Source organism: Rhizobium sp. PK7-22, from assembly GCF_056530405.1.
The window spans coordinates 1521744-1534016 of record NZ_CP096514.1 but is presented as its reverse complement, the minus strand read 5'-3'; the positions used below and the strand labels follow the sequence as shown (position 1 = coordinate 1534016).

Genomic DNA, 12273 nt, shown 5'->3' with positions numbered 1-12273 from the left:
GAGGGGCGACCATAGTCAAACTTCAAGGCAAGGCAACGTGGAAGACAGGCGATTCCACAGGATGCGTGCTTGACCTTTGCGCCCCCTCCCCTTAACCGCCGCTTGAGACCAAGAAGAGAGGGCGAGACATGAAGGTTCTGCTGATCGGCTCCGGTGGGCGCGAGCATGCGCTGGCCTGGAAACTTGCCCAATCTTCGACGCTGACGAAGCTGTTCGCCGCGCCCGGCAATCCCGGCATCGCGGAGCATGCGGAGCTCGTACCCCTCGACATCGACGACCATGCCGCCGTCATCGACTTCTGCGGTCGTGACGAGATCGGACTCGTCGTCATCGGCCCGGAGGCGCCGCTGGTGGCGGGTCTTGCGGATCGTCTGCGCGAAGCAGGCCTTGCCGTCTTTGGCCCATCGGCCGCCGCCGCTCAGCTGGAGGGCTCCAAGGGGTTCACCAAGGACCTCTGCGCCCGCTACAATATTCCGACCGGCGCCTATCAGCGGTTCACCGATGCCGCCGCGGCCAAGGCCTATACGCGCGCGCAGGGTGCTCCCATCGTCATCAAGGCGGACGGACTTGCCGCGGGCAAGGGCGTGACCGTGGCCATGACGCTCGACGACGCACTGGCCGCCATCGACGACTGCTTTTCCGGCGCCTTCGGATCGGCGGGTGCCGAAGTGGTGGTGGAAGCCTTCCTGGACGGCGAGGAGGCGAGCTTCTTCTGCCTCTCCGACGGCAAGACCGCGTTGCCGCTCGCGACCGCGCAGGATCACAAGCGCGTCGGCGAAGGCGACACAGGCCCCAACACCGGCGGCATGGGCGCCTATTCCCCTGCCCCAGTGATGACCGACGAGATGGTCGCGCGGACCATGCGCGAGATCATCGAGCCGACGATCCGCGGCATGGCTGACAGTGGCTATCCCTTCACCGGCGTCTTCTTCGCCGGGCTAATGATCACGGCCAAGGGCCCCGAGCTCATCGAATACAACGTCCGCTTCGGGGATCCGGAATGCCAGGTGCTGATGATGCGGCTGAAGAGCGACCTCCTGCCGCTCCTCTATGCGGCCGCTACGGGAACGCTGGATCAGGTCACGGCCGAATGGAGCGACGACGTGGCGCTGACGGTGGTGATGGCCGCCAAGGGCTACCCTGGCGCCTACGACAAGAACACGCCGATCGGCCGGCTGCCCGAGACGAAGGCCGACGAGACGATCTTCCATGCTGGCACGGCGCTTAAAGACGGCGCGCTGGTGGCAACGGGCGGGCGGGTCCTTAACGTCACGGCGACGGGCAAGTCCGTCGTCGAGGCGCAGGCCAAGGCCTATGCCCTGATCGACCGTCTGGAGTGGCAGAACGGCTTTTGCCGCCGCGACATCGGCTGGCAGGCGATCGTACGGGAAACGGCCTGAGCTCTCGGCCAAGATCTCAAATCCGCAATTGCGACCTTAACTTAAATTTTACCAGTTCTGCTGACGGGATGGAAATGCTCCTGCGCTAAAGCTTCTCGATCATGAGAGGAGTCGTGCCATGCGTTTTCTGCTGACGAGTGTCCTGATCCTGGCGAGCGGGACGGCCTTGGCGTCGTCCATCACGCCCGTGGTGAACCACGGCGGCAATGGCAGCCTCGTGTCCCAGGGCTGCGACGAATGCCCGCCGCTGAAGCCCAAGCAAGAGACCAGCACCTACAAGGTTCCGGTACTCGAATCCGGCCCGCAGAAAACCGAGATCGTCGAGATCAACGGCGAGAAGAAGGCCCTTCGCACGGAAAACTGGCTCGGCGGCTCGCCGGTGGTGCATGTCAGCAAGGTCCACGACTGGACGCCGACCGGCAGCTCGATGCTGGCCGGTACTGCCGGTGACGGCATCGACCACGACGCAACTGTCGGCGCCGTGCATCCCGATGCGACTGCGATGCCCCAGGACGAGCCTCCGGCAATCGATTTCAGCGCCCTGCAGCTGCGGCTGAACTAACCGTTCCCTCGCGGCCTCCCACCGCCCATACAATCCGTGCTGTCGGCGCCATCCGCCAAGATCGGAAAACGCGCACCGGCTTAAACCAGGCGTCGACGCTAGAAGCCGGTTGCGCAGGACCGCGGGCGTTCATCCGTCGAGGAGCATCTCGGAGAAGGGTGCTGTCCGCATCGGTTGACGATCGGGACACCGAGCGAGATCCGGCCCATCTATCGTCGACACCTAGTTGCACCGGTGCGGCCGATCTTTAGGGTTATTCGATAGAACCCAAGCTATGGACGAACATCCTAATATCTTGCATTACTAATATCTAAACTACACATATACTATACTGAGGCAGAGCTTATAGAAATATTTAGAATCTTAAACTTTGATTTTCTATTGATTGCTAGCCTGAAGCTACGCCGGAATTTCCATGGCCATGACCAGCCCAGGCACCGGAGACCTACCGCCGATTTGCGTCCCATGATCGTCCGCATCTCCAGTCCTGTTTGCGCCCATCGTGGCCTAAGGTTTCGAACATGAAGAACTTGAAGATTTCGCGGCAGTTGATCATTTTGGTCGTCTGCCTGCTCACTGCTGCGGCCGGCCTGGTGTATTACCAGATCCAGTCTGCCACCAATGCGATCTATGCCGAACGTTACGGCATGTTGCAGTCGCAGGTCGAATCAGCGCTCTCGACGATGCAGAGCTATTACGACCGGGAAGTTTCGGGCGAGTTGACCCGCGAGGAGGCCCAAGCTCAAGCCTTCCGCCAGATCAGCGCAATCAAGTACAATCCGGACGGCTATATCTTCGCCTATGACTACGACGTGATCATGCGCATCCACCCGCTCGCCAACAAGATCGGCGAAAGCGGAAAAGGCAAGCCCGACCCGACCGGCCACCTGTATCGCGATGAAATGGTGTCCACCGGCCAGGCAGGCGGCGGCGTCACCGATTACTTCAGTTCGACAAAGCCGGGCCAGCCGGAAGGTTCCTTCCTGAAGAGTTCCTATACCAAGGCGTTCGAGCCCTGGAGACTGGTTCTGGGCACCGGTGTCTATATCGACGATCTGCAGGCGCAGATCCGCGGGATGGTACTTAAGGCCGCAGGTATCGGTGCGCTGGTCCTGCTTGCCGGCATTGCTGCCGCCTTCTATGTCATTCGTGGCATCACCACACCGTTGGCGGCCATCCACAGGTCGCTTGAGGCCGTGGCGGACGAGAATGTGTCGATCACCATTCCCCATACGGACATGGGCAATGAAGTGGGCCTGATGGCCAAGGCCACCCAGGCACTGCAGGAGAAGGTGCGCGAGCGCCATGCCATGACCGAGCGTCAGGCCCAGCAGGACGCGACGATCAGTTCGGAGCGCCAGCAGAACCTGAACCAGCAGATGCAGGAGGCCGAAGAGCAGTCGCACGTGGTGTCCACCATCGGCGCATCGCTTGCAGAACTCGCCCGGGGCGACCTGACGATCCGTTGCGGCGAACTCGGTCCCAAATATGCCACGTTGCGCGACAACTTCAACGAAGCCCTGTCGCATCTGGAATCGGCCATGGCTAGGGTCAACGCCAAGGGCGCCGACATTTCCGGCTCCAAGGAAGAGATCCGCCGCGCCTCCCACGAGCTGGCGCAACGCACCGAGCGCCAGGCGGCCAATCTCGAGGAGACATCGGCGGCACTCGACGAACTCACCGTTGCGGTCCGCCAGACCGCCGACGGCGCCCAGGAAGCAGCAAAGCGCGTCACCTCGGTCTCGACCGAAGCCTCGCGCTCGGATGCGGTCGTCGCCCAGGCCATCGGCGCCATGAGCAGCATCGAGCAGTCTTCCGCCGAGATCACCAAGATCATCGGCGTGATCGACGAGATCGCCTTCCAGACCAACCTCCTGGCGCTCAATGCCGGTGTAGAGGCAGCGCGTGCCGGCGAAAGCGGCAAGGGCTTTGCCGTCGTCGCCCAGGAAGTCCGCGAACTGGCACAGCGCTCTGCTGCTGCGGCCAAGGAGATCAAGGAACAGATCTCGCGTTCGTCGGGCCAGGTGCAGACCGGCGTGCAGCTCGTGGGCGAAGCCGGCGAAGCACTCAAGCGCATCTCTGATCAGATCAAGGCGGCCAGCGACATCGTGTCGAAGATCGCCCACAGCGCCCAGGAGCAGGACTCCACGCTGCGCGCGATCTCCTCGTCGATGAACCAGCTCGATGCCGCAACACAGAAGAACGCCGCCATGGCCGAAGAGACCACGGCATCGGCTGAAGTTCTGTCCACCGACACGGAGGACCTGCTGAACCTCATCCGCGGCTTCCGCGTTTCCGGCGCCCACGGCAATTCGCTTGCCGGCACGGTGCAGAAGATGCGCAAGGCGGGCTGAGGCCGACACGTCTTCCACGCAAGAACTGAAAACGCCGGGTTTGAAGCCCGGCGTTTCCATTGTGTGACCTCGGCATCCATCGGTCCGGTATGGCTCCAGGGCTGCCGCAAGCGCCGCGACGTCCCGGTAGACGGACATGCGGCCTTGCGCATCAAAGCCGCCGTCACTCCGATGACCGTTCAGGCTTACCCCGAGATCTTCGAGAAATCCGCCACGGTGCCGGTGGCTGCGCGGATGGCTTTCAGCAGCGCCAGCCGGTTGGCACGGATCGCCGTATCCTCGTCATTGACCAGAACGTCTTCGAAGAAACGATCGACCGGTTCGCGAAGCTTCGACAGCGCCTCCATGGCGGAGCGGAAGTCTTCGCGGCCGACAGCATCCGCAGCTTCCGAGGAGGCCGCCGTGATCGCCGTCCAGAGCGTCTTTTCCGCATCGAGCCGCAGCAGTTCTTCCGAGACGCCATCGGCAACGACGGTGCCCTTCTTCTCCTCGGCGGCGAGAAGCTGCACGGCGCGCTTGGTGCCGGCGAGCAGATTCAGGCCCTCCTGCGAGGTGACGAAGGCGGTCAGCGCTTCGGCGCGGCGGGCGACCATCAGCAGGTCGTCGGCATCGGGCGTCAGCACGGCATCGATGATGTCGTGGCGGGCACCCTGGTCGCGCAGATAGACCTTGAGGCGGTCGTGGAAGAAGGAGAGGAGGTCGCCTGCCACATCGCCGGAGAGGTCGACGACCGGGAAGGTCTCGTTGATGTAGCTGTTGTCGGACAGCGCCTGCGCTTTCTCTGATGGCTCGCCCGTCATCGAGGAGACCACCGGCGCATCACCCGATCCGGGCATCGCGGCATTCATCACCGGAAGCAGGTTCAGGCGGACGTTGCGCTCCAGGATCATGCGCACCACGCCCAAAGCTGCACGCCGCAGCGCGTAGGGGTCCTTGGAACCCGTCGGCTTTTCGTCGATCGACCAGAAGCCGACCAGCGTGTCGAGCTTGTCGGCGAGCGCCACAGTGATCGCCACCTTGTCGTCCGGCACGCGGTCGGCGGGACCCTGCGGCTTGTAGTGGTCCTCGATGGCGGCGGCGACGGAGGCGTCCTCGGCCTGCAGCATGGCATAGCGCCGGCCCATCAGGCCCTGCAGCTCGGGGAATTCGCCCACGGCCTCCGTGCGCAGATCCGCCTTGGCGAGGACCGCGGCGCGATCGACCAGCACGGGATCGGCCCCGACGATCGGCGCCAGACGCGCGGCCAGCGTCCGGATACGCGCGACGCGTTCGCCCTGGCTGCCGAGCTTGGCGTGGAAGGTGACGTTCAGTGCATCGAGCTTGGCCATGCGCTGGTCGAGCGGCTTCTTCAGATCGAGGCCGAATTTAGCGGCAGAGGCCTGCAGGTCCTGAAGGTCCGGCAGGTCGCCCTGGTCGCGGGTCCAGAAATGCTTGGCGTCGGAGAGGCGCGCACGCACGACCTTGCCGTTGCCGTGCGTGATCTCCTTGCCGCCGTCCTTGGCCTCGATGTTGGAGACGAGGATGAAGCGATTGGAAAGGCCTTCGGCTGCGCCCTGGGGGCGGGTGACGAAGCACTTCTGGTTGGTCTTGATCGTCAGCCGGATGATCTCGGCGGGGATCTCCAGATACTCCTCCTCGAAGGCGCCCATCAGCACATGCGGCCACTCGACGAGGCCGGAGACCTCTTCCAGCAGCCCCTCGTCCTCGACCAGATCGAGGCCATTGGCAAAGGCGATGTCGCGGGCGTCGTGCAGGATCACGTCCTTGCGGCGCTCGGCGTCGAGCATGACCTTCGCCTTTTCGAGGCTTGCGGCATAGTCCTCGAAACGGCGCACCGTGATGGCTTCGGGTGCATGAAAACGGTGGCCGTAGGTGACATTGCCGGCGACCAGCCCGTCGATCTCGAAGGGAATGACCTGGGTCTCGTCATGCTCGGGCCCGAAGACGCAGACGATCGACTGCAGCGGGCGCACCCAGCGCAGGCTTTCCGAACCCTTGCCCTCGACACCGCCAAAGCTTGCACCCTTCGGCATGGAGGCCGAGCCCCAGCGCATGGACCGCGGCCAGGGGAAATTGCGAATGATGCCGGGCATGACCTCGGCGATGATTTCTTCGGCGGCGCGGCCGGGCCTGGAGATTACGGCGACGTAGAAATCGCCCTTCTTCGGATCGCTGACGACCTGCGCCTCCGACACGGACGAGAGGCCGGCCTTGCGCAGGAAGCCCTGCACCGCCTGTTCCGGCGCTTTCGTGGAAGGCCCCTTGATCTCCTCGCGCTGATCGGCAGACCGGGCATTCATTCCGCGGACGTCGAGCGTCAGGCGGCGCGGCGTCCAGTATTCGCGCGCACCCTCATAGGTCAGACCGGCTTCCACCAGCGCATCGGTGACGAGTTTTTTGAGATCGCCGGCCGCCTTGCGCTGCATGCGGGCCGGAATTTCCTCCGAGCGGAGTTCAAGAAGCAGATCGGGCATATCATCAACTTTGCAGTGAATTTCACACAGATTGTGGAATGTGCCGAGGCTCTAGCAAGCCCATCGGCAAAAGTCATCATTGAGAGCGCCAAAAGTGCCGGCGCTACCACCCTCCGCCACCGCCGCCGCCCCCGCCGCCGCCGGAAAAGCCGCCGCCTCCGGAGAAGCCGGAGGACGAGGAGCTGGCCTTGGGCGCCGGAATGGTGGAGGCGATGGTCGAGGCCATGGCGGTGGAGAAGCCACCGATGCGGCCACCAAAACCGCCGATGCCGTGGCCGCTGTACCAGCCAGGGGAATAGCTGGCGGCTGCGGCACCGGCCGCGGCTGTGGCCAGCCAGGTCTCGAAGTGCTCGCTCCAGGGCTTTTCCACACCAAGCGCGACCGCATAGGGCAAGAGCGTCTCGAAATGGCGCGGCGACATTTCGGGCGCGCCGGCCATGTTCATGCGGTCCTTCTCGGCGACCGTCAGATAGGTTCGCAGACCGTCGATCTCATCCATCCGCTTGCGGCCGAGCGGCGTCGGCGCGCCCATCAGGAAGAGGAAGATGACGTTGATCAGCACAATGCCGCCGACGGAGACGAGCAGCGGCCAATGGTCGGCTCCGGAGAGATCGGCGACGATCACAACCAGAATGCCGGAAATGGCGGAGAGGGCCACGAGGCCGAAGAAGCCGATCACGACGATGGCGAGGATCTTTGCGACCAGCGAGCTGCCACGGCGCAGCTTCCTGCCGAAGCTGACGGCGAAGCTGCCGAAGAAGGCCGCGAAAAAGACCGGCACCATGAAGGCGACAAGCAAATCCGGCTCGATGTTGCCGAAGACGAACAGCAGGCCGAGCGCCAGGAGGCTCAGCACCACGCCGCCGATCACATAGCCGGTGTTGGACCTGTAGTATCGGTCGCGGTGCTCCTTCTCGATGGCGCGGCGGAAGCTGGCGCCGACCGTCTGCACCTTGGCTCCGTTGGCCTTGTCGATCACCAGCTCGTCGCCTGGGCCGCCGATTTCCTTCAGGAGCACCGCCTGCCCGACCGGCAGCTGCTTGTCGAGAGCCTTGTCGGTGCGGCGGATGGTGATGGAGCTCTGAAGGTCGTCGAGGGTGACATAGCCCTTGACGGCAAGGTCGAGCGCGCTGGCCGAAAGGGCCGTCCAGCCGCCGCCGGAAAAGCCCTTGTTGTCGATGTAGTTGACGAGCGCCGGCGAGATCCCGTCCGGCGGGTCCCAGCGGGGGACCATGACGCCGCGGGCCGGATCGCGCCCGACGCGGGCCCAGTTGCGGGCGTAGTAGAGGGCGACCAGGATCAACCCGCCGAAGCCGAGGATGGCGTTGATGTTGTCGCGGAACCACCAGCTGCGCTGATCCTCGGCCGAGGGCGGTGTGATGACGCCCTTCGGGATGCCGACAACGATGGTCAGCCCCTCGTTCGGCTCCAGCGGCTGGGTTGTGGTGAAGACGGCGGTATTGCCGGTGCTGCGCTTGCTGGCATTGGTATCGGCAGCACCGAGAGGGCCGGTGTAGGCGATGGTTTCGGTGATGCCGGCGCCATCCGGAAGCGTCACCCGCGCCGAGGCCTGAAGGATCCTGAACATCCAGCCGTTGCCGGTGACGTTCCAGTAGAGCTCGTCGTGGTCCTCGAAGTATCGGATCTGCCGGTCCGTCCGGTAGGTGATGACATAGGTGTGCTCGCCGCGATCCAGCAGCACATCTGCGGAGCCGGCATAGATGCGGACGCCGCCGGTGACGCTCTCGGTGCGCCACTCCTCCGGCTCGCCGTCGCGCATGACCGAAAGGACCTCGAAGCCGACGCGGATCGTGCGACCCTCGTCATCCTCCAGCGTCAGCGGAAAATCGCGGAAGATGCCGCGGCGGATGTCGCGGCCCTCGGCATTGACGGTGATCGTCTCGGCCACGGTCAGCTCGCCGTCGGCCGCCACCTGGATGTCGGAGTGGTAGGAGCGGATATATTCCGCCGCTGCCGCCGGCAGAAGCGTGCCGCACCAGAGGAGGGCCGACAGCAGGATACGGAGCAGCATGGCGGCTTCCTAGAACTGTACGGCGGGGACGGCGCGGTCGGCTGCGTCTTCGATCTCGAAATACTCGCGCTTCGCAAAACCGAACTGGCTGGCGACGATGTTGGAGGGCACGCTCTCGACCTTGACGTTCAGCTCGCGGGCAGCACCGTTGTAGTAGCGGCGCGCCATCTGGATCTCGCCCTCGATGGTTTCGAGCGAGGTCTGCAGCTCCAGGAAGTTCTGGTTGGCCTTCAGGTCCGGATAGGCTTCGGCGAGCGCAAACAGCTTGCCCAGCGCCTGGGACAGCATGCCCTCCGCCTGCGCCCGGCCGGCGACATCGCCCGCCGGCACCGCCTGCGCCCGGTTGCGCAGCGCGACGACCTCCTCGAAGGTCGACTTCTCGTGGGCGGCATAGCCCTTGACGGTCTCGATGAGGTTGGGGATCAGGTCGGCGCGGCGCTTCAGCTGCACGTCGATGCCGGACCAGGCCTCCTCCGCCATCTGCCGCGACTTGACGAGGCTGTTGTAGAGAAAGACGCCGTAGAGAACGACCAATACGACAATGCCGAGCAGGATATACATCCAAGAATCTCCAGAGAACTTCGCGTCCCGGCGGGACACTAGGAAGCTTTCCGGATGCCGTCAAACGGCGGCTGTCAGGCCGCCTGTTTGCCGAGGTTGATGCCGCCGGCGTCCGTCAGCAGGAACGCTTCGCCGCAGGCCTTGGCGAGCGTGCGGACGCGCAGGATATAGCTCTGGCGTTCGGTGACGGAGATGACGCCGCGGGCATCGAGCAGGTTGAAGACGTGAGACGCCTTGATGCACTGATCATAGGCCGGGAAGACGCATTTGTGCAGCGTCTGGTTGGCATTCGGCACGGGCGCACCGGCTGCCAGCAGCGCCTGGCATTCCTTCTCGGCGTCGACGAAATGCCGGTGCAGCATGGCGGTATCGGCAAATTCGAAGTTGTGGCGGGAATATTCCTGCTCGGCCTGCAGGAAGACGTCACCATAGGAGATCTTCTCGTCGCCCTCGCGGCCGTTGAAGTTCAGGTCGTAGACGTTGTCGACGCCCTGAACATACATGGCCAGACGTTCGAGACCATAAGTCAGTTCGCCGGCTACCGGCGAGCATTCGATGCCGCAGACCTGCTGGAAGTAAGTGAACTGCGAGACTTCCATGCCGTCGCACCAGCATTCCCAGCCCAGCCCCCAGGCGCCGAGTGTGGGGCTTTCCCAGTCGTCCTCCACGAAGCGCACGTCATGCAGCAGCGGATCGAGGCCGATTGCCGCGAGCGATCCGAGGTAGAGTTCCTGCAGGTTCGACGGGTTCGGCTTCAGGATGACCTGGTACTGGTAATAATGCTGCAGACGGTTCGGATTCTCGCCGTAGCGGCCATCGGAAGGCCGGCGCGACGGCTGCACATAGGCGGCCTTCCAAGGCTTCGGCCCCAGCGCACGGAGCGTGGTGGCCGGGTGGAAGGTGCCTGCGCCGACTTCCATGTCGTAGGGCTGCAGCACGGCGCAGCCCTTGTCGGCCCAATAGGCGTGGAGCGCAAGGATCAGCCCCTGGAAGGAGCGGGTCGGGGACGTGTGGTCGGGAAGATCGGTCATCGCTTATCGCCGGCATCTGGGATTTTCTTTGCCGACGAGTGCCATGCAGAGGCATTGGGGTCAAGGTTTATGCCCCGGCCGTTCGTCAATAAGCGCGCGGCGACGACGGCCCCGGCACTCGACGCAGGATCAGCTGCGAGATCAGCTGGTCGCGACGGTCGCTGTCGGTGATCTGGGCAAGAAGGTTGGTTGTCTCCAGGGAGATACGCTCGCTGCGTTCCGCCTGGATGACGTCGCTGATATGGCGCTGGGCCTTCAGCGAGTTCAGGAAAAAAGCGATCGCCATGGCCTCCACCAGCAGGGCACCCGCCAGATAGGGCATATGGGCGCTCCAGTTTCCCGCGTCCGGTGCCAGCAACGAAAACATGATGATCAGCAGGCCGATCAGCGCAAAGACGAGGCTGAAATAGAAGCTGACATTGATCCGTCGTACCTGCGCGGACAGGAAGTCGTTGGCATTCCCGGCGCCACCGCCGGCCGGTCGCTCCGTCTGTTCGATCGTCAAGGCGATCTCAGAATAGGAGAGCCTGCTTTTCCGGATCGCGACGGTCAGGAAGTAAAGGATGCCGATGCAGCACAGCAGCAGGATCGCGGAGAAGAACACGGCCTGCAGAGAGAAGATGAACTCAAGCCACTGCATTTTCGATACCCGGATGCGACACTGGACCTCTTTGCTATCAGTCTGCCGGAAGCTCAACAATTACTAGATCTAGCAAGGACCGGTGATGCCGGGAGGCGAGCCTACTCGTCGTCCCGCTTGACGCGATACTCGCCCGTTTCGGGATCCTGCACGAGAGTGCCGGCAGCGCCGGTCTCACGCTCCTTCTTACGCTCCTCGGACCGTGCCGTCAGCTTCTCGGCATCGCTCACGAAGCGCTTGTAGAGAAGCCAGCCGCCGCCGACGATCACAATGAAGAAAATAAGCTGCACCATCTCCCCCTGCCTCCGCGCACCGCCCTTAAAGCCCGTACCGGTTCCACATTGCCTTTTCCTCAAGCGTCTGCGCAAGCCCCGAGGCGGCGCCGGCGGCAATCGCGTCGGCTCCCATGACGCCCGGGAGGCGGCGGCCGAAGACGTTGCGGGCGCCACCGACAAGCTCCAGCCTCGTCTTGGGGCCGTAGCGGCGCTTCAGCGTCTCGCGCATTTCGCCCAGCCCGTCGATCAGGCCAAGCTCCAGGCCGCGCCCGCCGGTCCAGAACAAGCCGGAAAACACCGAATCATCCTCTGAAAGACGGCTGCCACGGCGCAGCTTCACCATGTCGATGAAGACCTTGTGGATCTCCAGCTGGAGCGTCTTCAGGTATTCGATGTCGCCTTCCTTTTCCGGCTGGAAGGGATCGAGGATCACCTTGTTCTCGCCCGCCGTATAGACACGGCGCTCCACCCCGATCTTGCGCAGGAGCTCCGGGAAACCAAAACCGCCGGAGACGACGCCGATCGAGCCGACGATCGAGGTCGGATCGGCAAAGATCTCGTCGCCGGCAAGCGCGATCATGTAGCCGCCGGAAGCCGCGACGTCCTCGACGAAGATCAGGACCTTCTTGTTCTTTTCCTCCGCCAGCGCGCGGATGCGCTGGTAGATCAGCCGTGACTGGACAGGCGAGCCGCCGGGGGAGTTGATGGAGATGGCAACGGCTGGAGCGTCCTTGCGGGCGAAGGCCTTTTCCAGCATCGGCGCGACGGCCGCGAGATTGAGGGTCGGCCGAAACTGACTGCCGCCTGTCATGATCACGCCCTGCAGCCTGACGACGGGGATCGCGACCCCCTCCTTACGGAAACGCTTCGGCATCACACGCGACAACAGACCAGCCATTTCAAATCCTTCTTGCGAACCTTGGTAGACACAGATGTATGGTCAG

At 63.7% G+C, this 12273-nt stretch carries 10 protein-coding genes; 3 read left to right on the top strand and 7 right to left on the bottom strand.

The window, feature by feature from the left end; genetic code table 11:
- Nucleotides 1-128 precede the first annotated feature (128 nt).
- The 3 genes from purD (at nt 129) to M1E10_RS12070 (ending at nt 4316) form a co-directional block, all read left to right on the top strand.
- Complete coding sequence (purD, locus tag M1E10_RS12080) at nt 129-1400, top strand: phosphoribosylamine--glycine ligase (RefSeq protein ID WP_499176634.1); 1272 nt, start codon at nt 129-131, stop codon at nt 1398-1400.
- A gap of 118 nt (nt 1401-1518) precedes the next feature.
- Nucleotides 1519-1962 carry a plant virulence effector HPE1-like domain-containing protein gene (locus M1E10_RS12075; RefSeq protein WP_499176632.1) on the top strand — a complete coding sequence of 148 codons (444 nt, stop codon included), beginning with the start codon at nt 1519-1521 and terminating at the stop codon, nt 1960-1962.
- A 521-nt stretch (nt 1963-2483) separates the two neighbouring features.
- Complete coding sequence (locus tag M1E10_RS12070; RefSeq protein ID WP_499176630.1) at nt 2484-4316, top strand: methyl-accepting chemotaxis protein; 1833 nt, start codon at nt 2484-2486, stop codon at nt 4314-4316.
- 185 nt (nt 4317-4501) lie between these two features.
- On the opposite strand, the gene glyS is transcribed toward M1E10_RS12070, so the two are convergent.
- The 7 genes from glyS to M1E10_RS12035 all read right to left on the bottom strand — a co-directional run bounded on the left by glyS (nt 4502) and on the right by M1E10_RS12035 (nt 12227).
- The gene (glyS, locus tag M1E10_RS12065) at nt 4502-6790 is read right to left on the bottom strand and encodes a glycine--tRNA ligase subunit beta (RefSeq protein WP_499176628.1); all 2289 of its coding nucleotides are present in this window, start codon (nt 6788-6790) and stop codon (nt 4502-4504) included.
- A 103-nt stretch (nt 6791-6893) separates the two neighbouring features.
- Nucleotides 6894-8822 (bottom strand): DUF2207 domain-containing protein, encoded by a 1929-nt coding sequence (locus M1E10_RS12060; RefSeq protein WP_499176626.1) that lies wholly within the window; start codon nt 8820-8822, stop codon nt 6894-6896.
- Nucleotides 8823-8831: 9 nt separating this feature from the next.
- On the bottom strand, nt 8832-9383 hold the full coding sequence (locus tag M1E10_RS12055; RefSeq protein ID WP_499176624.1) for a LemA family protein: 552 nt from the start codon (nt 9381-9383) through the stop codon (nt 8832-8834).
- A 74-nt stretch (nt 9384-9457) separates the two neighbouring features.
- Nucleotides 9458-10414: a glycine--tRNA ligase subunit alpha gene (locus tag M1E10_RS12050; protein ID WP_499176622.1), complete on the bottom strand. Its 957-nt coding sequence runs from the start codon at nt 10412-10414 to the stop codon at nt 9458-9460.
- 85 nt (nt 10415-10499) lie between these two features.
- Complete coding sequence (locus tag M1E10_RS12045; protein WP_499176621.1) at nt 10500-11054, bottom strand: TRADD-N-associated membrane domain-containing protein; 555 nt, start codon at nt 11052-11054, stop codon at nt 10500-10502.
- A 101-nt stretch (nt 11055-11155) separates the two neighbouring features.
- Entirely contained in the window at nt 11156-11347 is a 192-nt protein-coding gene (locus M1E10_RS12040) for a hypothetical protein (RefSeq protein WP_499176620.1), read from the bottom strand.
- A 25-nt stretch (nt 11348-11372) separates the two neighbouring features.
- The gene (locus M1E10_RS12035) at nt 11373-12227 is read right to left on the bottom strand and encodes a S49 family peptidase (RefSeq protein ID WP_499176619.1); all 855 of its coding nucleotides are present in this window, start codon (nt 12225-12227) and stop codon (nt 11373-11375) included.
- Nucleotides 12228-12273 lie beyond the last annotated feature (46 nt).

Excerpts from the sequence above, each read along its gene's own strand:
- M1E10_RS12070 (WP_499176630.1), top strand. The coding sequence starts at position 2,484 with ATGAAGAACTTGAAGATTTCGCGGCAGTTGATCATTTTGGTCGTCTGC.
- M1E10_RS12045 (WP_499176621.1), bottom strand. The coding sequence starts at position 11,054 with ATGCAGTGGCTTGAGTTCATCTTCTCTCTGCAGGCCGTGTTCTTCTCC.
- M1E10_RS12075 (WP_499176632.1), top strand. The coding sequence starts at position 1,519 with ATGCGTTTTCTGCTGACGAGTGTCCTGATCCTGGCGAGCGGGACGGCC.
- M1E10_RS12060 (WP_499176626.1), bottom strand. The coding sequence starts at position 8,822 with ATGCTGCTCCGTATCCTGCTGTCGGCCCTCCTCTGGTGCGGCACGCTT.
- M1E10_RS12050 (WP_499176622.1), bottom strand. The coding sequence starts at position 10,414 with ATGACCGATCTTCCCGACCACACGTCCCCGACCCGCTCCTTCCAGGGG.
- M1E10_RS12040 (WP_499176620.1), bottom strand. The coding sequence starts at position 11,347 with ATGGTGCAGCTTATTTTCTTCATTGTGATCGTCGGCGGCGGCTGGCTT.
- M1E10_RS12035 (WP_499176619.1), bottom strand. The coding sequence starts at position 12,227 with ATGGCTGGTCTGTTGTCGCGTGTGATGCCGAAGCGTTTCCGTAAGGAG.
- M1E10_RS12055 (WP_499176624.1), bottom strand. The coding sequence starts at position 9,383 with ATGTATATCCTGCTCGGCATTGTCGTATTGGTCGTTCTCTACGGCGTC.
- purD (WP_499176634.1), top strand. The coding sequence starts at position 129 with ATGAAGGTTCTGCTGATCGGCTCCGGTGGGCGCGAGCATGCGCTGGCC.
- glyS (WP_499176628.1), bottom strand. The coding sequence starts at position 6,790 with ATGCCCGATCTGCTTCTTGAACTCCGCTCGGAGGAAATTCCGGCCCGC.